Annotated in this window: 25 protein-coding genes; 18 read left to right on the forward strand and 7 right to left on the reverse strand. The window is 63.7% G+C overall.

The window, feature by feature from the left end:
- Both G6N08_RS08075 and G6N08_RS08080 read right to left on the reverse strand, forming a co-directional pair.
- Positions 1-1,098, reverse strand: coding sequence for an acyl-CoA dehydrogenase family protein (locus G6N08_RS08075; protein WP_163755919.1), 1,098 nt, complete (start codon positions 1,096-1,098; stop codon positions 1-3).
- Between the two features lie 11 nt (positions 1,099-1,109).
- On the reverse strand, positions 1,110-2,291 hold the full coding sequence (locus tag G6N08_RS08080; protein ID WP_163755921.1) for an acyl-CoA dehydrogenase: 1,182 nt from the start codon (positions 2,289-2,291) through the stop codon (positions 1,110-1,112).
- 186 nt (positions 2,292-2,477) lie between these two features.
- Here G6N08_RS08080 and G6N08_RS08085 point away from each other — a divergent pair, with 186 nt between their 5' ends.
- The 12 genes from G6N08_RS08085 (at position 2,478) to G6N08_RS08140 (ending at position 14,228) form a co-directional block, all read left to right on the forward strand.
- On the forward strand, positions 2,478-2,669 hold the full coding sequence (locus G6N08_RS08085) for a ferredoxin (RefSeq protein ID WP_163755923.1): 192 nt from the start codon (positions 2,478-2,480) through the stop codon (positions 2,667-2,669).
- A 24-nt stretch (positions 2,670-2,693) separates the two neighbouring features.
- Positions 2,694-3,608, forward strand: coding sequence for a 3-oxoacyl-ACP reductase (locus G6N08_RS08090; protein WP_163755925.1), 915 nt, complete (start codon positions 2,694-2,696; stop codon positions 3,606-3,608).
- Between the two features lie 260 nt (positions 3,609-3,868).
- Positions 3,869-4,633 (forward strand): MlaE family ABC transporter permease, encoded by a 765-nt coding sequence (locus G6N08_RS08095; protein WP_163755927.1) that lies wholly within the window; start codon positions 3,869-3,871, stop codon positions 4,631-4,633.
- 7 nt (positions 4,634-4,640) lie between these two features.
- The gene (locus G6N08_RS08100) at positions 4,641-5,483 is read left to right on the forward strand and encodes an ABC transporter permease (protein ID WP_163755929.1); all 843 of its coding nucleotides are present in this window, start codon (positions 4,641-4,643) and stop codon (positions 5,481-5,483) included.
- 8 nt (positions 5,484-5,491) lie between these two features.
- Complete coding sequence (locus G6N08_RS08105; RefSeq protein ID WP_163755931.1) at positions 5,492-6,694, forward strand: MCE family protein; 1,203 nt, start codon at positions 5,492-5,494, stop codon at positions 6,692-6,694.
- The gene (locus tag G6N08_RS08110) at positions 6,694-7,740 is read left to right on the forward strand and encodes an MCE family protein (RefSeq protein ID WP_163755933.1); all 1,047 of its coding nucleotides are present in this window, start codon (positions 6,694-6,696) and stop codon (positions 7,738-7,740) included. Before G6N08_RS08105 ends, G6N08_RS08110 begins: the two co-directional genes overlap by 1 nt.
- The gene (locus tag G6N08_RS08115) at positions 7,730-8,791 is read left to right on the forward strand and encodes a virulence factor Mce family protein (RefSeq protein WP_281352709.1); all 1,062 of its coding nucleotides are present in this window, start codon (positions 7,730-7,732) and stop codon (positions 8,789-8,791) included. Before G6N08_RS08110 ends, G6N08_RS08115 begins: the two co-directional genes overlap by 11 nt.
- Entirely contained in the window at positions 8,788-10,179 is a 1,392-nt protein-coding gene (locus G6N08_RS08120; protein WP_163755937.1) for a virulence factor Mce family protein, read from the forward strand. The genes G6N08_RS08115 and G6N08_RS08120 overlap by 4 nt, the downstream gene beginning before the upstream one ends.
- A complete protein-coding gene (locus tag G6N08_RS08125; RefSeq protein WP_163755939.1) occupies positions 10,176-11,342 on the forward strand; it encodes an MCE family protein in 1,167 nt (388 codons plus the stop codon). Before G6N08_RS08120 ends, G6N08_RS08125 begins: the two co-directional genes overlap by 4 nt.
- Positions 11,342-13,069 (forward strand): virulence factor Mce family protein, encoded by a 1,728-nt coding sequence (locus G6N08_RS08130; RefSeq protein ID WP_163755941.1) that lies wholly within the window; start codon positions 11,342-11,344, stop codon positions 13,067-13,069. The genes G6N08_RS08125 and G6N08_RS08130 overlap by 1 nt, the downstream gene beginning before the upstream one ends.
- Positions 13,066-13,746 (forward strand): Rv1363c family protein, encoded by a 681-nt coding sequence (locus G6N08_RS08135; protein WP_163755943.1) that lies wholly within the window; start codon positions 13,066-13,068, stop codon positions 13,744-13,746. Before G6N08_RS08130 ends, G6N08_RS08135 begins: the two co-directional genes overlap by 4 nt.
- The gene (locus G6N08_RS08140; protein ID WP_163755945.1) at positions 13,746-14,228 is read left to right on the forward strand and encodes a mammalian cell entry protein; all 483 of its coding nucleotides are present in this window, start codon (positions 13,746-13,748) and stop codon (positions 14,226-14,228) included. Before G6N08_RS08135 ends, G6N08_RS08140 begins: the two co-directional genes overlap by 1 nt.
- Positions 14,229-14,243: 15 nt before the next feature.
- Here G6N08_RS08140 and G6N08_RS08145 read toward each other — a convergent pair whose 3' ends face one another.
- The 3 genes from G6N08_RS08145 to G6N08_RS08155 all read right to left on the reverse strand — a co-directional run bounded on the left by G6N08_RS08145 (position 14,244) and on the right by G6N08_RS08155 (position 16,528).
- Entirely contained in the window at positions 14,244-14,807 is a 564-nt protein-coding gene (locus G6N08_RS08145; protein ID WP_163755947.1) for a hypothetical protein, read from the reverse strand.
- A gap of 101 nt (positions 14,808-14,908) precedes the next feature.
- Positions 14,909-16,363: an alpha,alpha-trehalose-phosphate synthase (UDP-forming) gene (locus tag G6N08_RS08150; RefSeq protein ID WP_163755949.1), complete on the reverse strand. Its 1,455-nt coding sequence runs from the start codon at positions 16,361-16,363 to the stop codon at positions 14,909-14,911.
- Complete coding sequence (locus G6N08_RS08155; protein ID WP_163755951.1) at positions 16,364-16,528, reverse strand: hypothetical protein; 165 nt, start codon at positions 16,526-16,528, stop codon at positions 16,364-16,366. It lies immediately after the preceding gene.
- A gap of 305 nt (positions 16,529-16,833) precedes the next feature.
- Between G6N08_RS08155 and G6N08_RS08160 the strand changes: the two genes are divergently transcribed.
- Complete coding sequence (locus tag G6N08_RS08160; RefSeq protein WP_163755954.1) at positions 16,834-17,769, forward strand: enoyl-CoA hydratase; 936 nt, start codon at positions 16,834-16,836, stop codon at positions 17,767-17,769.
- Between the two features lie 206 nt (positions 17,770-17,975).
- A complete protein-coding gene (locus G6N08_RS08165) occupies positions 17,976-18,809 on the forward strand; it encodes an SDR family oxidoreductase (RefSeq protein WP_163755956.1) in 834 nt (277 codons plus the stop codon).
- Here the strand turns inward: G6N08_RS08165 and G6N08_RS08170 are convergent.
- Positions 18,792-19,700, reverse strand: coding sequence for an NAD(P)-dependent oxidoreductase (locus G6N08_RS08170; RefSeq protein WP_281352729.1), 909 nt, complete (start codon positions 19,698-19,700; stop codon positions 18,792-18,794). The two genes, G6N08_RS08165 and G6N08_RS08170, sit on opposite strands and share 18 nt — an antisense overlap.
- Before the next feature lie 211 nt (positions 19,701-19,911).
- On the opposite strand from G6N08_RS08170, the gene G6N08_RS08175 reads away from it, so the two are divergent.
- Positions 19,912-20,703, forward strand: a complete 792-nt coding sequence (locus G6N08_RS08175) for an SDR family NAD(P)-dependent oxidoreductase (protein ID WP_163755961.1) — start codon at positions 19,912-19,914, stop codon at positions 20,701-20,703.
- A 10-nt stretch (positions 20,704-20,713) separates the two neighbouring features.
- Here the strand turns inward: G6N08_RS08175 and G6N08_RS08180 are convergent, their stop codons facing one another.
- Complete coding sequence (locus tag G6N08_RS08180) at positions 20,714-22,237, reverse strand: LCP family protein (protein ID WP_246216716.1); 1,524 nt, start codon at positions 22,235-22,237, stop codon at positions 20,714-20,716.
- A 145-nt stretch (positions 22,238-22,382) separates the two neighbouring features.
- Between G6N08_RS08180 and G6N08_RS08185 the strand changes: the two genes are divergently transcribed.
- The 3 genes from G6N08_RS08185 (at position 22,383) to G6N08_RS08195 (ending at position 25,143) form a co-directional block, all read left to right on the forward strand.
- A complete protein-coding gene (locus tag G6N08_RS08185) occupies positions 22,383-23,105 on the forward strand; it encodes a FadR/GntR family transcriptional regulator (protein ID WP_163755965.1) in 723 nt (240 codons plus the stop codon).
- 360 nt (positions 23,106-23,465) lie between these two features.
- Entirely contained in the window at positions 23,466-24,263 is a 798-nt protein-coding gene (locus G6N08_RS08190) for an MlaE family ABC transporter permease (protein ID WP_163755967.1), read from the forward strand.
- Between the two features lies 1 nt (position 24,264).
- The gene (locus tag G6N08_RS08195; protein WP_163755969.1) at positions 24,265-25,143 is read left to right on the forward strand and encodes an ABC transporter permease; all 879 of its coding nucleotides are present in this window, start codon (positions 24,265-24,267) and stop codon (positions 25,141-25,143) included.
- The last annotated feature ends 1 nt before the right edge of the window (position 25,144 follow it).

Here is a 25,144-nt window from a genome sequence, read left to right on the forward strand (position 1 = left end):
CTAGACCGGTGTGTCGGCCAATTCGCGGCCGATCTGCAGCAACTGCCCGGTCGCGCCGCCCAGCGCGAACTCGGTCTGTTTGGCCGCCAGGAAGTAGCGGTGCACCGGGTGGTCGATGTCGATACCGACGCCGCCGTGGATATGGACGATGGTGTGCGCTACCCGATGTCCAGCCTCAGCGGCCCAGAACGCGACGGTGGCGACCTCGGTGCCGGCGGGAAGATTCTCACTGAGCCGCCAGGCCGCCTGGGTCAAGGTGAGCCGCAGCCCCTTGACATCGATGTAGCCGTCGGCCAGGCGTTGCGCTACCGCCTGGAAGCTGCCGATTGGGCGCTCGAACTGCTCACGGGTGCGGGCGTAGTCGGCGGTGAGCTGCAATCCGCGTTCAAGTACGCCGAGTTGAAAAGCGCTGCGGCCCAGCGTGCTCATTGTCGAAACCCAGCTGACAGCGTCATCGCCGCCAACTGTGCGCGTAGCGTCGACCTCGACTCCTTCTAATCGAAGGTATCCGGCGCTACCCAGGCTGGTGGTCTGCTGGGCGGTGATCGCGACACCCGGATCGTCTGCTGCGACGAGGAAAAGCACAGTACCCGAATCGCTTTCCGCCGGCACCAGGAAGCCGTCCGCTACCGGACCGTAGCCGACCTGAGTACGGGTACCCGTAAGGCGGTACCCGGCTCCGGTACGGGCCGCCTGCACCGGGCCCTCGCCCGGTTCACCCTCCGGCGCTACGGTGAGGATTTTTTCTCCGCCGACCGCCGGCGCGCCCCACTGCCGCTGGAGTTCGGGGGAGCCGAACCGGCTCAGTGCCCCGGCGGATAACACCACCGACTCCAGGTACGGCACCGCGGCCAGTTGACGGCCGAGCGCGACCAGCACCGCGGTCTGCTCGAGTACACCGAAACCTCCACCGCCCAGCGACTCCGGTGCCGCAGTGCTCAACACGTCGGCGTCGACCAGCTTGCGCCACAGCTCGCGGTCGAAGCGCTGCTCGAGCGCGTCGAGTGCGCGTTGATGCTCCGGCGTGCACACCGCATCCACGATGGTGGTGACCAGATCGCCGAGTTCCTGCGCGGCTTCAGTTGTCGAAAAATCCATGAGGGGGTCCTTTACCGGTTGGCTCGTGGCAGCCCCAGCGCGGTCATACCGATGATGTCGCGCTGGATTTCGTTGGTGCCGCCACCGAAGGTCAAGATCAGGCAGGCGCGGTGCATCCGCTCCAACCGCCCGCGCAGCACCGCACCCGGTGAATCCTGGCGCACGGTGGCTGCGGGGCCCAGCACTTCCATCAGCAGCCGGTAAGCCTCGGTGGCCAGCTCAGTGCCGAAAACCTTGGCGGCCGACGCATCCGCCGGCGACGGGGCGGCAGAGTTCGACGAGGCGAGCTCCCAGTTGATCAACTTGAGAACCTCGACCTTGGCGTGCACGCGGGCCAGATTGAGCTGCACCCACTCCGAGTCGATGAGCCGGGCACCTCGGGTATCCTTGGTGTTCTGCGCCCATTCACGAACTTGGTTGAGCGCCATAATGATCGGCATCGCCGACACCAACGCGACTCGCTCGTGGTTAAGCTGGTTGGTGATGAGTTTCCAGCCGCCGTTTTCCTCCCCGACCCGGTTGGCCACCGGCACCCGGACATCCGAATAGTAGGTGGCGCTCGTGTCCGGACCGGCCATGGTGTGCACCGGTGTCCAGGAGAAGCCTTCGGCGGTCGTCGGCACGATCAACACCGAAATCCCGCGGTGCTTTTTGGCTTGTGGGTTAGTCCGAACCGCCAGCCACACGTAATCGGCGTACTGGATCAAGCTGGTCCACATCTTCTGGCCGTTGACCACGTACTCGTCACCGTCGCGGACTGCGGTGGTGCGCAAGTTGGCCAGGTCGGTGCCGGCGCCCGGCTCAGAATATCCGATGGAAAAATGTAGTTCACCCGCTGCGATCTTGGGCAGATAGAACTTCTTCTGCTCCTCGGTACCGAACGCCATGATGGTCGGAGCGACACTGTTGATCGTCAAAAATGGAACCGGCGCGCCGGCGATGGCGGCTTCGTCGGTGAAGATCAGCTGGTCCATCGCCGAACGGGCCTGCCCGCCGTACTCTTTGGGCCAGCCCAGGGCGAGCCAGCCGTCCCGGCCCATCTGCGCGACCATCTCCCGGTAGACATTGCCCGAGCCGATCTCGCCCGAGGTCGAGTTCAGCGCCTCGCGGCGCTCGGGCGTCATGAGCTTGGCGAAGTACGACCGCAGTTCGCGACGCAGCTCCTCCTGCTCAGGGGTGTAAATGATGCGCATCCCTGCCGCCCTTCGGTCCACAATCCCGCCTACTCACCAGCCGCGACGCCGCACGTCGGAGGCGACCGGTCGCCACCCTGGTTGTAACACGTTCTAGTGTGAGGGTCCAGCGACTGTCCCTGTGGATCCCCGTCGTATCGTGGTGGTACGTCCAGAAGGGCGGTTTGAAAGGTCAAGGAGGATACCGTGCGGGTGATAGTGGACCGTGACCGGTGTGAAGGGAACGCGGTGTGTGTGGGCATCGCGCCGGACATCTTCGAACTCGATGACGAAGACTACGCCGTCGTGAAAACCGAGCCCATTCCCGCCGACCGGGAGCAGCTGGCCGAGCAGGCCATCGCGGAGTGCCCCCGAGCCGCACTGTCGCGCAGCGACTAAACACGGACTAGAGGTATTCGTCAATTGACTCTGGGTACGCGCGCGACCGACCTGTCCGGCAAGGTTGCGGTGGTGACGGGGGCGGCCGCCGGTCTGGGCCGTGCTGAGGCCATCGGTTTAGCCCGTGCGGGCGCCACCGTCGTCGTCAACGACCTCGCCGCCGCCATGGAAGCTTCCGACGTCATCGACGAGATCAGCGCTGCCGGGCCCAAGGCGGTCGCCGTCGTCGGTGATATCAGCCAGCGGACCACCGCCGATGAGCTGATCAGCTGCGCCGACGGCCTGGGGGGCTTGAGCATCGTCGTCAACAACGCGGGGATCACCCGCGACCGGATGCTGTTCAACATGTCCGACGAGGACTGGGACGCTGTGATCGCCGTGCACCTGCGGGGTCATTTCCTGCTCACCCGCAACGCGGCCAGGTATTGGCGTTCAAAGGCGAAAGAAGCCGGCGGAACGGTCTACGGGAGGATCATCAACACCTCGTCGGAAGCGGGCTTGGTGGGACCGGTCGGTCAGGCCAACTACGCAGCCGCGAAAGCCGGCATCACCGCGCTGAGCTTGTCTGCCGCGCGGGCGCTGAGCCGGTATGGGGTTCGCACCAATGTCATCTGTCCACGGGCCCGGACCGCCATGACCGCCGAAGTCTTCGGTGCCGCGCCCGAACTCGGTGACGGCCAGGTCGACCCACTCTCACCTGAACATGTGGTCACCCTGGTGCAGTTTCTCGCCTCCCCGGCCGCCGAGGCCGTCAACGGGCAGGTTTTCATTGTCTACGGCCCGCGCGTGACACTGCTGTCGGCACCGAGCGTCGAGCACCAATTCAGCGTCGACGCGCCGGTATGGGACCTCGCCGATCTCACCGCCACCCTGCACGACTACTTTGCTGAGCGCGATCCCGAGCGCAGCTTCGCAGCGACCGCTGTGATGGGCCCGTAACTGGCGCGGCGACCCCTCTCACCGCACTTTACGCAAATAGAACACGTTCCCCATGAGCTGCGTCACACCTCTGGTCTGACCTGGACAAACTACCTGACTTTGTCCAATTTTGCGTTCTTTGACACTGTGAACGCGTTCTAGTTACTATGATCCGGCTCACGCGGAGCAGCGTCCGGTGACTGGGGATTCAAGCGGCGAATATTGGGGACGCACAGGCTTCGCCCGGAAGTCGCTAGCAGCCGCCTGAGAGGGGAACCAGGTTGATCGAACAGCTCGCGGTTCCCGCCCGGGCCGTGGGCGGATTCGTCGACATGTCGCTGGAAACCCTGCGCGCTGGTTTCCGCCGGCCGTTCCAATTTCGCGAGTTTCTCGAGCAGACGTGGATGATCGCGCGGGTGTCACTAGTTCCCACACTGCTGGTCGCCGTTCCGTTCACAGTCTTGGTGGCGTTCACCCTCAACATTTTGCTGCGCGAGCTCGGCGCCGCTGACCTGTCCGGCGCCGGGACCGCGTTCGGCACCATCACCCAGCTCGGTCCCGTCTGCACCGTCCTGGTGGTGGCCGGCGCCGGTGCCACGGCGATCTGTGCCGATCTGGGCGCCCGCACCATCCGCGAGGAAATCGATGCCATGCGGGTGCTCGGTATCGATCCCATCCACCGCCTGGTGGTCCCCAGGGTGCTGGCCTCGACGTTCGTCGCGCTGCTGCTCAACGGTTTGGTCTGCGCGATCGGCATCGTCGGCGGGTACGTGTTCTCCGTGTTGTTACAGGGAGTCAACCCGGGCGCCTTCGTCAACGGCCTCACGGTGCTGACCCATCTCGGTGAGCTGGTGCTCTCCGAAGTGAAAGCGGTGTTATTCGGAACTGTCGCCGGGCTGGTCGGCTGCTACCGCGGCTTGACGGTCAAGGGCGGACCGAAAGGCGTGGGTGTCGCGGTCAACGAGACTGTGGTGTACGCGTTCGTCTGTCTGTTCGTGATCAACGTGGTCGTGACTGCGATCGGCGTGCGAGTGCTGGCCCGGTGAGCAACCCATGAGCTACGACACCACGCTACGGCTACGCCGCTTTGTGGCACGGTTTCAGGTTCCCGTCGACGACTTCGGCGAACAAGCGTTGTTCTACGGCATCTCGGTGCGCTTTATTCCCAATGCGCTCGGCCGTTACCGCAGGGAGACGGTCCGGCTGGTGGCCGAAATGACGATGGGTACCGGCACCTTGGTGCTGATCGGGGGAACGGTCGGCGTCGCGGCGTTTTTGACGCTGGCTTCCGGCGGCGTGATCGCGGTCCAGGGCTACGAATCGCTGGGCAATATCGGTATCGAAGCGCTGACCGGATTCCTGTCGGCGTTTCTCAATGTCCGCATCGTCGCACCGGTCGTCGCCGGCATTGCGCTGGCCGCCACCATCGGCGCCGGCACCACAGCACAGCTCGGCGCGATGCGGGTCGCCGAGGAGATCGACGCCATCGAATCCATGGCGGTGAACTCGGTGTCCTACCTGGTTTCCACCCGGCTGATTGCCGGGCTGATCACGATCATCCCCCTGTATTCGCTGGCGGTGCTGGCATCGTTTTTTGCGGCACGGTTCATCACGATTTTCGTCAACGGGCAATCGGCGGGCCTCTACGACCACTACTTCAACACGTTTCTGAGCCCCACGGATTTGCTGTGGTCGTTTCTGCAGGCGATCGTGATGTCGATCGCGGTGATGCTGGTCCATACCTACTACGGCTACAACGCATCCGGCGGCCCCATCGGTGTCGGCTTGGCTACCGGTCAGGCGGTGCGAACCTCGCTCGTTGTGGTCGTGGTCATTACTTTGTTCATTTCGCTGGCGGTTTACGGCGCATCCGGTAACTTCAACCTCTCTGGGTAACAAGGACTATGGCAGGTACCGGGGCAAGGCGTACGAAGGTCAGGCTGGCGGCGGCGTTGCTGGCTTCCTTGTTGGCGGGCTTTGCGCTTCTGACGTATCTGTCGTACAACTCAGCGTTTCTCTCGACCGACCCTGTTTTTGTCACCGCACCGCGGGCGGGGCTGGTGATGGAACGCGACGGCAAGGTCAAATATCGCGGCATCCAGATCGGTAAGGTCAAAAACATCAGCTATGCGGGTGGTGAAGCGCAGTTGATGCTTGCCATCAACAGTCGTGAGCTTCATTACATCCCCGCCAACGCGGCTGTCCGCATCGCCAGCAACACGGTCTTCGGCGCCAAGTCGGTGGAATTCATTCCGCCTAAATCGCCTTCGCCGTTCTCCCTGCGCCCCGGCGCGCACGTGCAAGCCACCGCGGTGTCGCTGGAAGTCAACACACTGTTTCAGTCGCTCATTGAGCTGTTGCACAAGATCGACCCGGTCGAGTTGAATGGGACCCTGAGCGCACTCGCAGAAGGCTTACGCGGTCACGGCAGCGACTTCGGCTCGTTGCTGTCTGGTCTGAATACCTTAGCAGCACAGGCAAATCCGCAGCTGCCGACGCTGCAGCAGGACTTTCGGAATACCGCGAACGTGGCTAACATCTATGCTGATGCCGGTCCCGGCCTGACCCGCGTGCTCGACAATGCGCCGGTGACCGCCAAGACGGTTGTGGACCAACGAGACAACCTCAACGATGTGCTGTTGGCGACCATCGGTCTTGCTAACAACGCCTACGAGACGTTGGGGCCAGCCGAGCAGCCTTTCATCGACGCCGTCAAACGGCTGCGTGCCCCGGCGAAGGTGATTCACGACTATTCACCCGAGTACGGTTGTCTGTTCAAGGGCATCGACCGCGGCATTAAGGAGTTCGCACCGCTGATCGGCGTCAAAAGGGCCGGCTTGTTTACCTCATCGAGCTTCGTGCTCGGTGCGCCGGGCTACACCTATCCGGAGAGCCTGCCGATCGTCAACGGTTCCGGCGGCCCGAACTGCCGTGGATTGCCTGACATTCCCACTAAGCAGCACGGCGGCTCCTGGTACCGCGCACCGTTCCTGGTCACCGATAACGCCTACATCCCGTATCAGCCTTTCACTGAAATGCAAGTGGATGCGCCGTCGACACTGCAATTTTTGTTCAACGGTGCCTTCGCGGAACGGGACGAATTCTGATGGCCCGCTACGAGTCACATCGGTCGATGATGGTTAAGGTCACTGTCTTCACCATCGCAATGTTGCTGGTCGCCGCCGGCCTGGTGGTGATCTTCGGCGAGTTCCGCTTTGGTCCCCAGTACACCTACCACGCCATCTTCACCGACGTCACCAGGTTAAAACCCGGGCAGAAGGTCCGCATCGCGGGTGTGCCGGTGGGCTCGGTGAAGCGCATCAAGCTCAATCCAAACAACAGCGTGGACGTGACATTCGGTGTGGACAAACGCTACACACTCTACACGTCGACACGCGCGGCGATCCGGTACGAAAATCTCGTCGGTGACCGTTATCTCGAGATCACCTCCGGCCCCGGTGAATTGCGCAAACTGCCTCCGGGCGCGACCATTAACCAAGAGCACACCCAACCGGCCCTGGATCTCGATGCCCTGCTTGGCGGTCTGCGTCCGGTCCTCAAAGGTCTGGATGCCGACAAAATCAACGCCATCAGCAGCTACGTGATCGAGCTGCTACAAGGCCAGGGCGGGGCATTGTCAAACCTGCTCGCCAATACCAGCGCCCTCACATCGACGCTGAGCGCGCGCGACCGCCTCATCGGCGACGTGATCAACAACGTGAACACTGTGCTCGCCACTGTGGACCAGAAGAGTGCGCAGTTTTCCGCCAACGTCGACCAGCTTCAACGACTGATCACCGGGCTGGCGCAGGGCCGCGACCCCATCGCCGGCGCGATCGTACCGTTGGCCTCGGCCGAGTCGGATCTGACTGCGCTGCTGCAGAATTCGCGGCGACCGCTGCAGGGCATCATCGAAAATACCCGGCCACTGGCCACGGAGCTCGACGACCGCAAGGCCGAGGTGAACAACGACATCGAGCAGCTGGGCGAAGACTACCTGCGGTTGTCCGCGCTCGGCTCCTACGGGGCGTTTTTCAACATCTACTTCTGCTCGGTGACGATCAAGATCAACGGACCTGCAGGCAGCGACATCTTGATCCCCATGGGGGGCCAGGTTGATCCCAGCAAGGGGAGGTGCGCCTTTGTCAAATAGCACACGCGATCGTGACCCGGTTCGCACCGGCATCTTCGGTATGATCTTAGTGGCGTGTATTGTCTTGGTCGCGTTCGGCTATAGCGGGCTGCCATTCTGGCCTCAGGGCAAGCCCTACGATGCCTACTTCACCGACGCCGGCGGCATCGCACCCGGCAATGACGTCTACGTGTCAGGCGTGAAGGTCGGGCGGGTTGAGTCGGTCGGGCTGGCCGGAGATGCCGCCAAGGTGACGTTCACCGTCGATCGGCACATCATCGTCGGCGACCAGTCGCTTGCGTCGATCCGAACCGACACCATCCTCGGTGAGCGCTCCATCGCGGTGACCCCGGCCGGCGCGGGTCGTGCGAGGTCGATTCCGTTGAGCCGAACGACGACACCGTATACCCTCGGCTCCGCGCTCGAGGATCTCGGTCACACCGCCGGGGCGCTGGACAAGGGCCAGTTCGAAAAGTCGCTGCAGGTGCTCACCGAGGCGCTGCACGACGCCACCCCTCAGTTGCGCGCCGCACTGGACGGAGTCACGGCGCTGTCGCGCACGGTTAATCGTCGCGATGAGGCATTGGAAAGTCTGCTGGCGCATGCGAAGACGGTGACGTCGGTTTTGGCCAGGCGCGCTGAGCAGGTCAACCGCCTGATCATTGACGGCAACCAGTTGTTTGTGGCGCTGGATGCCCGCCGCGCTGCGCTGAACCAGTTGATTTCCGGTATCGACGATGTCGCCCAACAGATCTCCGGATTCGTGGCCGATAACCGCAAAGAATTCGGCCCGGCTTTGAGCAAGCTCAACCTGGTTCTGGACAACCTCAACGAACGCCGCGACTACATCAGCGAAGCGCTCAAACGCTTGCCCCCGTATGCCACCGCGCTCGGTGAGGTGGTGGGCTCCGGGCCGGGATTCAACGTGAACGTCTACAGTGTGCTTCCGGCGCCGATGGTGGCGATGGTGTTCGACCTGGTCTTCCAGCCCGGCAAATTCCCGGCCAGTCTGGCCGATTACCTGCGCGGGCTCATCCAAGAACGGTGGATTCTGAGGCCCAAATCGCCATGACGAGTCGGTTCGCGCGCACCAGGATACTGCACACCGCCCTGGCCGGTGTCCTGATCGGGATGCTGGTGGGAGGTGTATCAGTCCTGTTTTCTGATCGCGACACCCGCACCATTGTCGGCTATTTCACTTCAGCGGTGGGCCTCTACCCCGGCGACCAAGTCCGGGTTCTCGGTGTGCCCGTGGGCAAGGTGGACGCCATCGAGCCGCGGACCTCCGACGTCAAGATCACCATGTCGCTGCCCAAGAATCTGAAAGTGCCACAGGAAGCCCGAGCGGTCATCGTGGCGCCTAATGTTGTAGCCGCCCGCTTCATCCAGCTCACGCCCGCCTATACCGGAGGGCCGGCGCTGCCCGACGGTGCGAGCATCGGTCTTGATCGCACGGCCGTTCCGGTTGAGTGGGATGAAGTTAAAGACGAACTGGCCAAGCTGGCCGGTCAGCTGGGCCCGGCTCCGGGTTCGAAGCAAGGCGCACTGGGCAAGCTCATCAACCAGGCCGCCGATACACTCGACGGCAACGGTGATTCGTTCCACGCTGCGCTGCAAGAACTGTCGAAAGCCGCTGGACTGCTGGGTGATTCACGCACCGACCTTTTCGGCACGGTGAAAAACCTGCAGGTGCTGGTTGACGCGTTGTCGCACAGCAACGATCAAATCGTGCAGTTCTCCGGGCACCTGGCCTCGGTGTCGCAGGTCCTGGCGGACAGTTCCCGCAACCTCGGTACCACTTTGGGCACCCTCAATCAGGCGCTTGCCGATATCAAAGGTTTTCTGCACGAAAATGACTCGACATTGATCGGAACGGTCAACAAACTCAACGACTTGGCCAAGGTGCTGAGCGACCAGAGTGAGGATATCGAGCAAGTGCTGCACGTGGCTGGTCCCGGGATCAGCAACTTCTACAACATCTACGATCCCGCGCAAGGCACGCTGAACGGTCTGTTGTCGATACCGGAATTCGCCAACCCGGTGCAGTTTATCTGCGGTGGCTCGTTCGAAACCGCGGCTGGCAAGTCGGCACCGGAATACTATAAGCGCGCCGAGCTCTGCCGCGAGCGGTTGGGGCCGGTGCTGCGCAGGTTGACGGTGAACTACCCGCCGTTCCTTTTTCACCCCATCAACTCGATCACGGCCTACAAGGGCCAGATTATCTATGACACGCCGGCCACCGAGGCTAAGTCTGAGACACCGATTCCGCAGTTGACGTGGATACCGCAGCCTGGGCTGCAGCCACCCAAACCGGACGATCTCAAGGATCTGATTGTGCCGCCTGCCCCGGCGACCAATCCCAGCGCGCCGTCGCCGGTCTCCGGGCCATATGGGCCCCCGCCGGGTCCGGCGCCGGCCGCGGCTCGACCGCTACCGGCGCAGCAGGGAGCAGGCTCATGAAACCACACTGGTTGCGGGCTGGCGCATTGATCGCGGGCAGCGCCGCGGTCGCCGGCTGCCAGTTCGGCGGGCTGAATTCCATCGCGTTGCCGGGAACGGCCGGCCATGGCCGCGGTGCGTACACGATTACCGTCGAGCTGCCCGGTGTGGCGACGCTGCCCCAGAACTCTCCGGTCATGGTTGACGATGTCACCGTCGGCAGCGTCTCGGGCATCGATGCTGTGCAACGACCGGACGGAACTTTCTATGCAGCGGTCAAATTAGCCCTGGATCGCAACGTGGTGATGCCTGCGAACTCCACCGCCAGAGTCGCGCAGACATCGCTGTTGGGTTCACAGCACATCGAGCTCATTCGGCCGTCCAGCCAGGCGCCGATCGGCAGGCTGGTGAACGGTTCGACGATCCCAGAATCGCGCACAGGCCGTTATCCCACCACCGAGGAGGTGCTGTCGGCGCTGGGAGTGGTGGTCAACAAAGGCAATCTTGGTGCGCTGCAGGAGATCACCGACGAAGCCTATCAGGCAGTGGCCGGTCGCGAAGGTCAATTCGTCGACCTGTTGCCCAGGCTGGCCGAGTTGGCCGCGGGACTCAACCAGCAGGTCAATGACATCATCGCTGCCGTCGACGGGCTGAACCGCTTCTCTGCGATTCTGGCGCGCGACAAGGACAATTTGGGACGGGCGTTGGCAACGCTGCCCGACGCGCTGCGGGTGCTCAACAAAAACCGGGACCGTATCGTGGAAGCGTTTGGTGCGCTGCAGAAATTGGCTGCGCTGGCCTCACACGTGCTGTCGCAAACTAAGGTGGACTTCGCCGAAGACCTCAAGGATCTGTATTCTGCTGCCAAAGCCCTCAACGATAACCGCAAAGAGTTTGTCACATCGCTGCAGCTGTTGTTGACGTTTCCTTTCCCGAACTTCGGTATCAAGCAAGCCGTCCGCGGGGACTACCTCAACGTGTTCACGACATTCGACCTGACGCTGCGTAGGATCGGGGAGACATTCTTCACCACAGCGTATTTCGATCCGAACATGACTCATATGAGTGAAATCCTCAACCCGCCTGACTTTCTGATCGGCGAGCTGGCTAACTTGTCGGGGCAAGCGGCCGATCCGTTCAAAATTCCTCCCGGGACAGCGTCGGGACAGCAGGGGCAACGGTGATGACTGATCGGCTGACCAGGATCCAGCTGACCATATTTGCGATCGTCACGGCGATCACAGTCAGTCTGATGGCGATCTTTTATCTGCGTATGCCGGCCGCACTGGGCGTCGGCACTTATGCGGTGACGGCGGACTTCGCCGCAGGCGGGGGCCTATACAAGAACGCGAACGTCACCTACCGCGGCGTCGCGGTAGGCAGGGTGGAGTCGGTCACGCTGAATTCTCACGGGGTGGACGCCAGCATGCGGCTGAACAGCAACACTGCCATCCCGGCGAATGTCATTGCCAGCGTGCACAGCGTGTCAGCCATCGGTGAGCAGTACGTCGACTTGGTTTCCCCGGGCAAACCCGCCGCAGCCAAGTTGCACAACGGGTCCCGCATCGGAAGGGAAAACACTCGCATCAGTGAGGATATCTCCACCCTGCTTCGCAAGTCCGAGGCGCTGGTCAACAGTGTGGCTGATACCCGGTTACGTGAGTTGCTGCATGAGACCTTCACCGCGTTCAGCGGGACCGGCCCGCAGCTGGCACGACTGATCGAGTCGGCCCGGCTCCTGGTGGACGAGGCCAACGCCGTCTATCCGCAAACCTCGCAGCTGATAGATCACGTTGGCCCGTTCCTACAAGCACAGGTCCGCTCCGGTGACGACATCAGGTCGCTAGCCGACGCGCTGGCGAAGTTTACTTCCGAAGTGCGGCAGGCTGATCCGCAGCTGCGCGCTCTACTGGCTTTGGTGCCCCCAGCGGCCGACGAGGCAAGCACGGCTTTCTCGGGAATCCGGCCATCCTTTCCGATGCTTGCGGCCAGCCTGGCCAACCTGGGTCGAGTCGGTGTCATCTACCACAAGACGCTTGAGCACTTGCTGGTGGTATTGCCGGCGCTCTTTGCCGCGATCACCACCGCTGCGGGCGGCGAACCTGAAGACGAGGGCGCCAAGCTCGACTTCAAGATCGATTTGAACGACCCGCCGCCCTGCAATACCGGATTCATTCCGCCACCGCTGATCCGCACCCCCGCCGACGAGACGTTGCGCGAGCTCCCGACGGACATGTACTGCAAAGTGGCGCAGAATGATCCGACTACGGTGCGTGGGGCGCGCAACTATCCGTGCCAAGAGTTCCCGGGCAAGCGCGCACCCACCGTGCAGCTGTGCCGTGACCCGCGCGGGTACGTGCCGATCGGGAGCAATCCCTGGCGCGGACCGCCTGTCCCTTATGGCACGCCGGTAACCGATGGGCGAAATATTCTGCCCCCCAATAAGTTCCCGTATATTCCTCCGGGCGCAGACCCCGACCCGGGCATTCCGATCGTGGGGCCACCGCCGCCCGGCCAGGTCGCGGGGCCGGGCCCAGCGCCGCACCAGCCGTGGCCGGTCCCGGCACCGCCGAACGACAATGGCCCTCCGCCACCGTATACAGCGTGGATACCGCCGGCTCCCTACCCGCCGCAGCCCCCGCAGCTGCCATACCCGGCGACGATCCCGCCGCCGCCACCACCGCTGGGCACCGGCCCGCCGGCACCCGAGACCGGTCCTGCTGCGGGTCAGGCACCCCCACCGGGGCCGGAGCCGCAGGCCAGTGGCGCCTCCTACACCACCTACGACCAACAGACCGGAGCGTTCCAGGATCCGGCAGGCGGCACCGGCATCTTCGCGCCCGGCGTCCACGGTGCTTCCCGCGCGGAGAACTGGGTGGACCTGATGCGTGATCCGAGGCAGCTGTCATGACGGGGCAGCAATCGACCACGCACCGGACCCGGCGACGGGCTTCCCGTGCGGCCGGCCCCGCGAAGGGCGAGGCGGCGGCCGAGACCACGGTCCGGGTTGAGGCGGCGACCGGGGCGACGCGGCGGCCCGCGGCGATTGTCGCACCGCCGCCGCGACGGCCTGCGCGGCGGCGGCTGGTCGGGTGGATCGCCGTGACCGCGGGTACGGTTGCGATCGGTGCGTTGGCAGCGGGCGTGGCGGCCTTAATCGTCCAGCAGCGGCACGCCGACGCCCAGCAGGCGCGCGAGCAGCGCTTCGTCGACACCGCGAAGCAAATGGTCGTCAACATGTTCAGCTACACCCCTGACACCATCGACCAGAGTGTGAACCGGTTCGTCGACGGCACCAGCGGGCCGTTGCGGGCGATGCTCAGCTCGAACAACAATGTCGAGAATCTCAAACTCTTGTTCCGCGACACCCAGGCGAGCTCGGAGGCGGTCATCAACGGTGCTGCTCTCGAAGGGGTGGACAACATCAGCAACAACGCGTCGGTGCTGGTATCGGTGCGAGTGACCGTCACCGATATTGACGGTGTGAACAAGCCGTCCATGCCCTATCGCCTGCGTGTCATCGTCCATGAGGACGACAGTGGGCGGATGACCGGTTATGACCTGAAGTATCCGGACGGAGGCAACTGATGCGGTGGTGGACCGCCGTTGCCGCCGGTGCGTTGGCGGCGATCTATGTCGGGCTGGCCGCGGTGGGCGGCTGGTACTACTGGGATCGGGTACAGACACGGGGCGAGCAGTTGGCGCGGGCCCAGCTGCCCACCTTAGCCGCCCGCGAGATACCCGAGGTGTTCGGCTACGACTACCAGACCGTTGAACGTAGCCTCACTGGCGCCTACCCGTTGCTCACTCCGGGCTATCGGCAAGAGTTTCAAAAAAGTGTCAACCAGCAGATCATTCCGGAGGCCCGCAAGCGTGAGGTCGTCGTACAGGCCAGTGTCGTCGGTGCAGGAGTCATGGCGGCCAAACGCGACTCAGCTTCGGTGATGGTGTACATGAACCGCACTGTCACCGACAAGTCCCGACAGCCTCTCTACGATGGGAGCCGACTACGGGTGGACTATAAAAAAGTTGGCGGCAAATGGCTGATCGACTACATCACACCGATCTAACCGGTGTGACAGCGTTCAGTAGCACATTGCAATATCGTTGCAGTACAGGGGATAACGTTGAGCGGGGGGGTCTAGAGGTGCCTGAAAACTCAGTGTGAACGGCTCCTTCGTCATTGCCGGCTGCAGGCCGCAAACGGCGTCATGCAAACTTGTATGCGTGCCGGTCAGTGTTTCGTCGTCAAAGGCATAGGTTTCGGTGGACGGCGCGGTGCTACCGTCTGGACACAGCACGCCGGCATCCTGTTTCACTTCGAAGGTCCATCGCTGGCCCACCAACCGTGCTCTGCCGCTGTAGTTCTGCAGCTTCTCCTCACGCTTGATGTTGCTGACCGTCGTGCTCACCACATTGACAACACAAAAGTTCGCCTGAATCAGTGGGTTGGAATAGTCGGCGTAGTAGCGACTCCCGTTGACTTGATCACAGAGTGTGGACAACTTCCAGGTGGCTGGAGGTGCGCCTGCTTGCGTGTAGGTGTACACGCCGTCCGGTGGCGGCGCCACCGCGCCGGCCGGACTCGCCGAGGCCACGGCGGCTGCTGCGAAAACCGCCGCAGCCGCAAATCCCCGGTCGACGATCACCTGATGCCTCCTTTCGGGCCGGCGCTGGATGCTGAGTCGAGTATCGCAGGGTGGGCGCAGCGACACCATGGGTTCGGCACTCGCCGGGGCCGTCGGCGGGGTTAGCCTGACGGGTGAGCATCGGCGAGCGCGTTGAGAAACGAGCGCGCCCAGCGGTCGACATCATGAGTGAGCACCTGCCGTCGCAAGGCTCGCATCCGGCGCCGCCCTTCCTCGACGGGCTGGTTGAGCGCCGCCTCGATCGCGTCTTTGACCCCTTCGAGGTCGTGTGGATTGACGAGGTATGCCTGCTTGAGCTCGGCCGCCGCGCCGGTGAATTCACTGAGCACGAGCGCGCCGCCCAGGTCGCTGCGACAAGCGACGTACTCCTTGGCCACCAAATTCATTCCGTCCCGCAACGGGGTCACCAGCATCACGTCGCCGGCTACGAAGAACGCGATGAGCTCGTCGCGGGGGACTGGACGGTGAATGTAGTGCACGACCGGATGGCCGACCTCGCTGTACTCCCCGTTGATGTGGCCGACCTGCCGTTCGATGTCGTTACGCAGGATTTGATAACTCTCCACGCGTTCCCGGCTCGGGGTGGCGAGCTGGACCAAGACGGTGTCGTCGCGTTTGGCGCGACCCTCCGCGAGCAGTTCGGAAAAGGCTTTCAACCGGACGTCGATGCCTTTGGTGTAGTCGAGCCGGTCGACGCCGAGCAGAATTTTGCGGGGATTGCCGAGTTCGGCGCGAATCTCGCGAGCCCGGCGACGGATGCGACGGTCGCGGGCTCGCTGGTCGAGCGCGCTGGAATCGATGGAGATGGGAAACGCGCCCACCCGCACAGTGCGGGACCCGACTTGGGCCTCCCCGAGCCGCGAGCGCACCCCGACGGCTCCGCGCGAGGTGTTGGCGCCAATCAAGCGCCGGGCGAGGAACAAGAAGTTCTGGGCACCGCCGGCCAAGTGGAACCCCACCAAGTCGGCACCCAGCAGACCCTCGATGATCTCGGTGCGCCACGGCAGCTGCATGAACAGCTCCACCGGCGGGAAGGGAATGTGCAAAAAGAAACCAATGGTCACATCGGGTCGCAGGCTGCGCAGCATCTGGGGGACCAGTTGCAGCTGGTAGTCCTGCACCCATACGGTCGCCCCCCGCGCGGCGGCGCGGGAGGTGGCTTCGGCGAAGCGCCGGTTGACGTCAACATAGCGATCCCACCACTCCCGGTGATAAATCGGTTTGACGATGACGTCGTGGTATAGCGGCCACAGCGTGGCGTTGGAAAAGCCCTCGTAATACCCAGCGACGTCCTCGGCGCTGAGCCGAACCGGGTAGAGGCGCAGCTCGTCTTCGACGATGGGTTCTTCGTCGGCGTCGGTGATGCCCGGCCAGCCGATCCAGGCTCCTCGTTGACGTCGTAACAATGGCTCTAAGGCCGTGACCAGCCCGCCTGGGCTGCGTTTCCAGGTGGTGGCCCCATCGGGTAGCCGCTCCATATCGATGGGCAGTCGGTTAGCGACCACCACGAAGTCGGAATCCCCGGAGCCGATGGTCAGGGCCTGCCCGGACGGCATTTAGCTCTCGAGTTTCGACGGCCCAATACCGAGCATCGACAAGAAAATCCGGCACTCATCGGCATCGTTCGCGTAGGCAGCGACGACACGCCGCGCCTGGCGTGCGGTGCTGTCGGTCAACGGTTCCACATCTCCGATTTCGCCAGGGTCAGATTTACTAGGCATAAAACAACTCTAAGCGACGTCCGCAGAGCGCCGCAGCTCGCATCGTGTTGAGGTCCGGGATCCCGGCGCGGGGTGAACCGACCGGGGGTGCCTTTGCCGGGCTGGGCTGTGCTCAGCGTGCCGTGGCGTGTGCGCCGGGCTCGGCGCCGACCCGACAACGGGTGCGGTCGGGTCGAGCCGTAATGTTCACAGCGCCGGATCCGACCCGGATGCGACGGGCCGCGTTGCGGCATCACGATGAAGCGGAGCAACCTGATATAGCGCACCCTGGATACTGCGCATCGACATAAACGAAGGTGGGCGCGATGGCAACCCGTGATCACGCCGGCACCAGTGCAGTTGACGGCAAGGCCGATGCCCTGGTGACCTACGAAACCCTTGACAACGGCAGGATCGCCCGGATCTGGCTCAACCGGCCCGAGGCACATAATGCCCAGAACCGCACTTTGCTGGTTCAGCTTGACGAGGCGTTCGGTCGCGCCGAGGCCGATGACGCCGTTCGCGTGGTGATCCTGGCGGCGCGCGGCAAGAACTTCTCCGCTGGCCACGACTTGGGGTCAGAGGCAGCTATCCTCGAGCGGCAACCCGGGCCCGCGCAACATCCGAGCTTTCGTTCGCTTGGCGCCACCCGCGACCCCATCGCTGAGAAGGTCTACCTGCAGGAGTGGCACTTCTACTTCCAAAACACTTGTCGCTGGCGTGATCTGCGCAAAATCACCATTGCTCAGGTTCAGGGCAATGCGATCGCGGCCGGATTGATGCTGATCTGGGCGTGTGATCTGATTGTCGCCGCCGACAACGCGAAATTCAGCGACGTCGTCGCGGTCCGCTTAGGAATGCCCGGTGTCGAATACTTTGCCCACCCTTGGGAATTCGGGCCACGTAAAGCTAAAGAACTGCTTTTGACCGGTGATTCGTTGGACGCCGACGAAGCCTACCGGCTGGGCATGGTGTCGAAGGTCTTTCCGGTCGATGAGCTGGAGGAGAAGACGCTGGAATTCGCCCGGCGCATCGCTGAGCGGCCGACGATGGCGGCGCTGCTGGTCAAAGATTCGGTTAACGCCGCCTCCGATGCCATGGGATTCACCGAGGCGTTGCGCCACGCGTTCCACGTCCACGAGCTCGGTCACGCGCACTGGGCGGCACACAACCAGAACCGCTACCCGGTCGGGTTGCCGCCCGATGTGGAGGATTGGCGCACGGCCAAGCCGACGAAACCGGCCCGCCGAGACACGCCCTGAGCGCGCCGGCCGCCTCCGCCACCGGGCCTCAGGGACAGGGCACGGTGACGGCGCGGCCGCGTCGGCACGGGCCGGTGTGACGGTTGTGACTATTGCGGTTTGGCTGGGCCCGGTTCTGCGCGGCGCCGCGGGGGCAGAGCAACCGTGGTGGCCGGCCCATGGTTCGATTACCAGAACCTGTTTCAGTTTGGGTGTGAGGGGCTGGTATGCGGCTTTCGTTCGAGCACCGGACATACCTGGTCACCGGCGGCGGCAGCGGCATCGGTAAAGCGGTGGCCGCCGGGCTGGTCACCGCTGGCGCGAACGTCCTGATCGTCGGTCGTCACGCTGATCGGCTGGCAGCGGCCGCCACCGAGATCGGCGCTGCCAGCTCCGGCGGGGGATCGATCCGTTACCAGCCCGCCGACGTCACCAACGAAGACGCGACCGCAGACGCCGTCGCCGCCGCGACAGCGTGGCACGGGCGGCTGCACGGGGTGGTGCATTGCGCGGGCGGCTCAGAGACCATCGGCCCGATCACCCGCATCGACTCGGACGCGTGGCGCCGCACGGTAGACCTCAATGTCAATGGCACCATGTACGTGCTCAAGCACGCCGCACGCGAGTTGGTCCGCGGCGGTGGCGGCGCGTTCGTCGGAATCTCCTCGATCGCAGCGAGTAACACCCATCGTTGGTTCGGCGCCTACGGGGTGACCAAATCCGCGGTCGACCACCTGATGAAGCTGGCCGCCGACGAACTCGGCCCGTCCTGGGTGCGGGTCAACGGCATCCGCCCCGGATTGATCCGCACAGACCTGGTCGCACCGATCACGAATTCCCCTGAGCTGAGCGAAGACTATCGAATCTGCACGCCGCTGCCGCGAGTCGGGGAAGTCGATGACGTCGCTAACTTGGCGATGTTTTTGCTCAGCGATGCCGCCGCCTGGATCACCGGTCAGATCATCAACGTCGACGGTGGACACGCGTTGCGCCGCGGCCCAGACTTTACCGCGATGCTGGAACCGGTGTTCGGGGCGGACGGGTTACGTGGAGTGGTCTGAGTCCCCTCCGGCATCGCGGGCGGCAAGGGTGGCGATCGCCGACCAATCCAGGTGCCCGGCACCGGCTGCCACCAGGGCCAGGAAGCGATCCCGCAACAGGCTGGCGACCGGCAACGGTACCTGGAGGTCTTCCGCAGCGGCCAGCACCAGCTGGACGTCTTTGAGGCCGAGCCGTGCCATGAACCCGGCCGGCTCGAAATCCTGGCGGGCGATCAGTCCGCCGTAGGTCTGATAGGCCGGTGCGCTGAACAGACTCGCGGTGAGGATATCGATGTAATGCAGTGGGTCGACACCAGCTTTGCCTATCAACGTCATTGCCTCACCAAGCGACTCGATGACCGAAGCAATGAGGAAGTTGGCGGAGAGTTTGACCAGGTTGGCGGTGTGCGGATGCTCAGATACCACGAAGGTGCGCTGACCGAGCGCATCGAACAGGGGTGTCAGCGGATCGAGCACTTGCGGTGCACCCGCGGCAATGACGAAAAGCCTTGCTGCAGTGGCTGCTTCGGGCCGGCCAAGGACCGGCGCAGCGACATAGAGCTGCCCGGCCTCGTGATGCGCCGAGGTGAGTTTTTTGGACAGGTCCACACTGATCGTGCTCGAAGAAATATGGGTGGCGCCTGGTCTGAGCGACGCCAGGATGCCGTTTTCGCCGAACGCCACCTGCTCGACGGCTTTATCGTCGGCCAACATCGTGACCACGGCGTCACCGGCGCAGGCTTCGGCGACGGTGCGTGCCGGTGTGGCGCCCTGCTGAACCAACGCGGTCATCTTTTCTGCGGTGCGGTTATAGACGGTGACGCGATGACCAGCTCTGATGAGGTTCGCGGCCATTCCGCGACCCATGTTGCCCAGTCCGATGAATCCGATATCCATACCTCCAGCATGCAGCGTCTTGCTGCGCGCGGCGTCAGGATCGAACCGATGGCGGGCAGAGGTTTCGGTTTTTGTACGGTTCAGGGTGTGACGTGGCAGGTCACGACGATGTGTCGATGTACGCTCCGACAGCGCGTTGTGAATCCCGGGCTCGGGTCGTTTTCTTGATTGTGAAATACGTTATCAGCCAGTTCTTTTAGCTTGATCCACTAGACGGGAGATTCGAATGAAGCGATTAGAGGCCAGTCGGGTCTTGGTCACCGGCGCGGCGTCGGGAATCGGCCGGGCCACCGCGCTGCGGCTGCTCGACGAAGGCGCTGCGGTGGTCGCCGCCGATATTGCGACCGGGGGCCTGGAGAAGACCCGCGCGCTGGCCGGTGAGGCCGGGACCGGTGAGCAACTGACCACTGTGGAGATGGACGTCGGTGCCGAAAACTCGGTGATCGACGGAGTGCGTGCGGCTGTCCGCGCGCTGGGCGGCCTGGACGCCCTGGTCAACGCGGCCGGGATGCTGCGCGCCGCGCACACCGAGCAGATGAGCCTGCAGCAGTGGAATCACATCATCACCGTCAACCTGACCGGCACCTTCCTTGTCGTTCGCGAGGCACTGCCCGCCCTACTGGAAAACCCCCGCAGCACGGTGGTGAACTTCAGCTCCACCTCTGCCTGCTTTGCGCACCCGTACATGGCGGCCTATGCGGCCAGCAAGGGTGGTGTGCAGTCTTTCACGCACGCATTAGCACTCGAATACGCGCGTCGGGGTTTGCGTGCAGTCTGCGTGGCACCCGGCAGCATCAAAACCGGGATCACGGATACCACAGCGGGTTACATTCCGACTGACGCGGATTGGTCGTTGTTCAGCAGGCTGTCCCCGATCTTGCCCACTACGCTGGAATCCAGCGGGGCGCCGATGGGCGATCCGGCTGCGGTCGCCGGTGTGGTCGCCATGCTGGTCTCTGAAGACGGGGCTTTCATCACGGGCACCGAAATCCGCATCGACGGTGGTACGCACGCGTGAGAGCCGGTATTTAATTCACGCAGGGAACACCGCCGCCGTCGATGGGCGCGCCTCGATCGGGTGTGGGTTCGGTGGTGGTGGTGCGTGACGGGTGGTGCGGCCCGGAAACCGTCGAGGCCATAGTGATGTCATCGTGTGCCGGGGCGGAGTAGTCGCTGTCGACGAACACCGCGACATGGCCGGGGTCCACGTGCGGATCCGGTCGGTCGGGCGCATCGATGCCAAGCAGGATCCCCACATTGCGGGCATCGGCGTCGGCACCGGCGCCGTAGGCGATCGTGGTGGCGCGGGGCTCGCCGGTGATCCGGTCACGGACCTGGCCTGTGGTGTAGCCGCTGCGCTTGAGCGTGCGCGACACTTCGCCGGCGAGCCCGCTGATGCTGCCGACATTGACCACGTCGACGATGGTGGAGCGGTTGGGTGCTGCCGATGCGGGGGTGGGCAGGGCGGTTCCGAAAGCGGCGGCCACCTCTGCCTTGATTGCTGCCGGGTCAACGATGTTGACATCTTGACCGTCGATGGTGTCGTAGCGAAGTACCGGCAGTGTGCGGTATTCCACGTGGGCGCCGGCCAGCGCGCCCATCCGGCGGAACTGGTTTTCATCCCACCCGGCAGAAAGCACCACATCTTTGCGCGCCACCGCCATCAGGCTTTTGAGCTTGCCCAGATCGGTGAAGGTGCCCGAATCCTGAAGTTGCCGCATCACCGACGCCAAGAACGCCTGCTGGCGATGGGTACGGTCGAGATCGCCGTTGTCCAGGCCATGGCGCTGCCGGACGAACGCCAGGGCTTGTTCTGCGTCCAGCGTCTGACGGCCCGCCGGAAAGTCCGCGCCGGAATACGGGTCATAAACGGCGTGTTTGAGACAGACCTCCACGCCGCCCAGACTCTGGGTCAGATCGTAGAACCCGGCCAGGTTGATCTCGGCGAAGTAGTCGATCGGAACCCCGGTCAGGTTGCGGACTGCACGTAACGTCGCGGCCCTGGCGGCTTCCCTTCCCCGGGTCTCCAATTGCCGCCGGTCGCTGACGCCTTGGTCCATGAGCTTCTGCTCGGTGTAGGCCTTGGTGAGTCCGTAGGCTTCCTTGATTTTGATGTGGCGGTATCCGGGAACTCCGGTGAAAGGCACGTAATCGTCGCGCGGGATGGAAAAGGCGACCACTTTGTCATCGGTGCCCACGTGCACCAGGATCAGCGTGTTCGTGTTGTAACCACCTGCGTCGGAGTCACCGGCGTGCAGGTGCTTCAAAATCGCCCACGGCAGGTCGTTACCGTCCTGGTCTTTTCTTGAGTCAAGGCCGATAAGCAGGATATTCATCGCGCCGCCGGTAGACCGCGGATCGTCGGACTGCAGGGCCTGCGAAACGGTGATGCCCCCAAAAGCGCTGCGGGCCACCCACCACCCCGCGCCGGTGAGCGTCAACGCCGCCGCCGACACCAACGTCAAGGCGCCGCGCACCGCCAGGTGCCGGCGCGCGTGCCGGGGCGGGCGAACCGCATGCCGGCGGTGTTTGCCCCCTGACCGCGTCGATATCCCCACCACGGTATCGACTCTGCCATAACCACTGCACCCGTCCGACACGCCGGTTTGTGACCAGCACAACGCTGCCGGCAGCCGTTCGACGCGGATATTCATCTGACCACTTGACGTCTGGTGTCTTCACCACCATACTGCTGGCATGGCGCTAAGGCCGGTGAGTCGTCGATCAGTGCCCGAAGAGGTTTTCGAACAGATCACGGCCGATGTGCTCAGCGGGGAGATGCAACCCGGTCAAGCGCTGCCCAGCGAGCGCCGTCTGGCGGAGATGCTCGGAGTGTCTCGGCCCGCGGTACGTGAGGCACTGAAACGGCTTTCGGCCGTCGGACTCATCGAGGTGCGCCAAGGTGACGTCACCACCGTGCGTGACTTCCGTCGGCATGCCGGCATGGATCTGTTGCCGCGGTTACTGTTTCGCGACGGCAAGCTCGACGTCTCGGTTGCCCACAGTATGCTCGAAGCCCGGCTGCGCACGGGTCCCAAGGTCGCGGAGCTGGCAGCCGAACGGCACGGGCCTGAGTTGTCCGACCTGCTTGACGAGTCGCTGCGCATACTCGAGACCGAAAACGATCCAACCGAGTGGCAACGCCACGCGCTCACATTTTGGGATCATGTTGTGGACGCGGCCGGTTCAATCGTATTTCGTTTGATGTACAACGAGTTCCGCGCTGCATATGAGCCTGCGCTGGCGGTGCTGGCGAGCGAGATCACGGCAGATATCAAGCGGCCCGATACCTACCGGAAGTTGGCCGACGCACTCTGCGCGGGCGACCCGGCCGGCGCGAAGCAGGCCGCCTACGACGTAATCGACCTGGCGAACACAACAATCATGTCGGCACTCGAGCGTTTGGGCGGTCCACAATGAGTATTCTGGCTGCGCGTTCCCCGCGCCCAAGCCGCACGCCTACGACCGGTGTGGCCAGTTTCGGCTCACCAACGCGACACCGCGTTTCGCGGGTTCGGTGTGGCCGCTCGGTGCGCCGGGAATCGATCTGGCGCCCTTGCGATTTACGACGGCTTCGTCGGCAGCATGATTGTTCGGGAAGACGTATCGATCCGGCGACGTATGCGATGACCACCTTCAATGCGTGCTGTTGACCTATCAGCGTGACCACATGCTGGTAGATCAGGCCAGCGTCACGGTCACGACCGGACCAGGAGGATTCATGCGAGAAGAGCTGCCGTTGGCAGGCGCCAGGCACGGTCACTCCGGGGAACTGGTCCGATGACCACCCACACCGCACTCGCCAACTATGTCCGTGACCAAATTCAGCCGGGGGCGGAAGCGGTTGGCGGGTTTTACCGGATGTGCGTGCTGACCGGGAAGGCACTGTGCCGACCGCGTTTCCAGTGGCGCGAGGCGATCCAGCAGGGCTGGTTCATCACGAGTGTCTCGTTATTGCCGACCATCGCCGTGGCGATTCCGCTTACCGTGCTCATTGTCTTTACCCTCAACATCTTGCTCGCCGAGTTCGGCGCCGCCGATATCTCGGGGGCGGGTGCTGCGCTGGGCGCGGTCACTCAGCTCGGCCCGATGACCACGGTGCTGGTGGTGGCCGGGGCCGGGGCAACAGCCATCTGCGCCGATCTGGGTGCGCGCACCATCCGCGAAGAGATCGACGCGATGGAGGTGCTCGGCATCGACCCCATCCAGCGGCTGGTGGTGCCCAGGGTGGTCGCCTCAACCTGCGTCGGGACCTTGCTCAACGGTGCCGTGATCACCATCGGGCTGGTCGGTGGTTTTCTCTTCGGCGTCTACATCCAGCACGTTTCGGCTGGTGCCTACGTTGCGACCCTCACCTTGGTCACTGGTTTGCCTGAGGTGATCATCTCCGTGGTCAAGTCGGCCATGTTCGGTCTGATCGCCGGCCTGGTGGGCTGTTACCGCGGACTGACCACCAAGGGCGGAGCCAAGGGCGTCGGGACCGCCGTCAACGAGACCTTGGTGTTATGCGTACTCGCGCTGTTCGCCGTCAACGTGGTGCTGACCACGATCGGCGTGCGATTCGGGACGGGGCGCTGACATGTCCGAAGTGTCAGCGATTGGTGTGCTCCGGGCCCGCTACCCCCGGACCGTCGCCGCCGTGAACCGCTACGGCGGCGCCGCAGCCCGGACGCTCGAGCAGATCGGGAGTTTCGCGCGGTTCACCCGCATCAGCGTCGGGCAGGTGTGGTGGGCGCTGAGCCGTTACCGCAGGGAGACGCTGCGGCTGATCGCCGAGATCGGCATGGGCACCGGTGCGATGGCCGTCATCGGCGGCACCGTCGCGATCATCGGCTTGGTGACGTTGTCCGGTGGCTCACTGATCGCCATCCAGGGGTTTGCATCGCTGGGCAATATCGGGGTCGAGGCGTTTACCGGATTCTTCGCCGCGTTGGCCAATACCCGTGTCGCGGCGCCAATCGTCGCCGGGGTGGCGCTGGCCGCGACGGTCGGCGCGGGCGCCACCGCCCAGCTGGGCGCCATGCGCATCAGCGAAGAAATCGACGCGCTGGAAGTCATGGGCATCAAATCGATCTCGTTTCTGGTGTCGACCCGGATCCTGGGGGGGCTGGTGGTGATCGTGCCGCTCTACGCCCTGGCGCTCGACATGGCTTTCACCTCGGGACAAGTCGTCACAACAGTGTTCTACGGGCAGTCAAACGGCACTTACGAACATTACTTTCGCACTTTCCTGCGTCCCGAGGATGTCGGTTGGTCGGTCGTGCAGGTCGTCGTCATCGCGGTGATCGTGATGATCACCCACTGCTATTACGGGTACACGGCCAGCGGCGGCCCGGTCGGCGTCGGCAGGGCCGTCGGTCGATCGATGCGTTTCTCGCTGGTGTCGGTGGTGATCGTTGTCCTACTCGCTGAGCTGGCGCTCTACGGCGTCAACCCGAACTTCAACCTGACCGTGTAAC

The organism is Mycobacterium botniense, from assembly GCF_010723305.1.
GTDB classification, from domain to species: domain Bacteria; phylum Actinomycetota; class Actinomycetes; order Mycobacteriales; family Mycobacteriaceae; genus Mycobacterium; species Mycobacterium botniense.

What these genes read in the sequence shown, in the direction of transcription:
- G6N08_RS08130 (WP_163755941.1), top strand. Translation starts at nt 11,342, where the DNA reads ATGACTGATCGGCTGACCAGGATCCAGCTGACCATATTTGCGATCGTC.
- G6N08_RS08175 (WP_163755961.1), top strand. Translation starts at nt 19,912, where the DNA reads ATGAAGCGATTAGAGGCCAGTCGGGTCTTGGTCACCGGCGCGGCGTCG.
- G6N08_RS08185 (WP_163755965.1), top strand. Translation starts at nt 22,383, where the DNA reads ATGGCGCTAAGGCCGGTGAGTCGTCGATCAGTGCCCGAAGAGGTTTTC.
- G6N08_RS08195 (WP_163755969.1), top strand. Translation starts at nt 24,265, where the DNA reads ATGTCCGAAGTGTCAGCGATTGGTGTGCTCCGGGCCCGCTACCCCCGG.
- G6N08_RS08140 (WP_163755945.1), top strand. Translation starts at nt 13,746, where the DNA reads ATGCGGTGGTGGACCGCCGTTGCCGCCGGTGCGTTGGCGGCGATCTAT.
- G6N08_RS08110 (WP_163755933.1), top strand. Translation starts at nt 6,694, where the DNA reads ATGGCCCGCTACGAGTCACATCGGTCGATGATGGTTAAGGTCACTGTC.
- G6N08_RS08105 (WP_163755931.1), top strand. Translation starts at nt 5,492, where the DNA reads ATGGCAGGTACCGGGGCAAGGCGTACGAAGGTCAGGCTGGCGGCGGCG.
- G6N08_RS08165 (WP_163755956.1), top strand. Translation starts at nt 17,976, where the DNA reads ATGCGGCTTTCGTTCGAGCACCGGACATACCTGGTCACCGGCGGCGGC.
- G6N08_RS08155 (WP_163755951.1), bottom strand. Translation starts at nt 16,528, where the DNA reads ATGCCTAGTAAATCTGACCCTGGCGAAATCGGAGATGTGGAACCGTTG.
- G6N08_RS08150 (WP_163755949.1), bottom strand. Translation starts at nt 16,363, where the DNA reads ATGCCGTCCGGGCAGGCCCTGACCATCGGCTCCGGGGATTCCGACTTC.
- G6N08_RS08125 (WP_163755939.1), top strand. Translation starts at nt 10,176, where the DNA reads ATGAAACCACACTGGTTGCGGGCTGGCGCATTGATCGCGGGCAGCGCC.
- G6N08_RS08190 (WP_163755967.1), top strand. Translation starts at nt 23,466, where the DNA reads ATGACCACCCACACCGCACTCGCCAACTATGTCCGTGACCAAATTCAG.
- G6N08_RS08135 (WP_163755943.1), top strand. Translation starts at nt 13,066, where the DNA reads ATGACGGGGCAGCAATCGACCACGCACCGGACCCGGCGACGGGCTTCC.
- G6N08_RS08100 (WP_163755929.1), top strand. Translation starts at nt 4,641, where the DNA reads ATGAGCTACGACACCACGCTACGGCTACGCCGCTTTGTGGCACGGTTT.
- G6N08_RS08080 (WP_163755921.1), bottom strand. Translation starts at nt 2,291, where the DNA reads ATGCGCATCATTTACACCCCTGAGCAGGAGGAGCTGCGTCGCGAACTG.
- G6N08_RS08075 (WP_163755919.1), bottom strand. Translation starts at nt 1,098, where the DNA reads ATGGATTTTTCGACAACTGAAGCCGCGCAGGAACTCGGCGATCTGGTC.
- G6N08_RS08120 (WP_163755937.1), top strand. Translation starts at nt 8,788, where the DNA reads ATGACGAGTCGGTTCGCGCGCACCAGGATACTGCACACCGCCCTGGCC.
- G6N08_RS08160 (WP_163755954.1), top strand. Translation starts at nt 16,834, where the DNA reads ATGGCAACCCGTGATCACGCCGGCACCAGTGCAGTTGACGGCAAGGCC.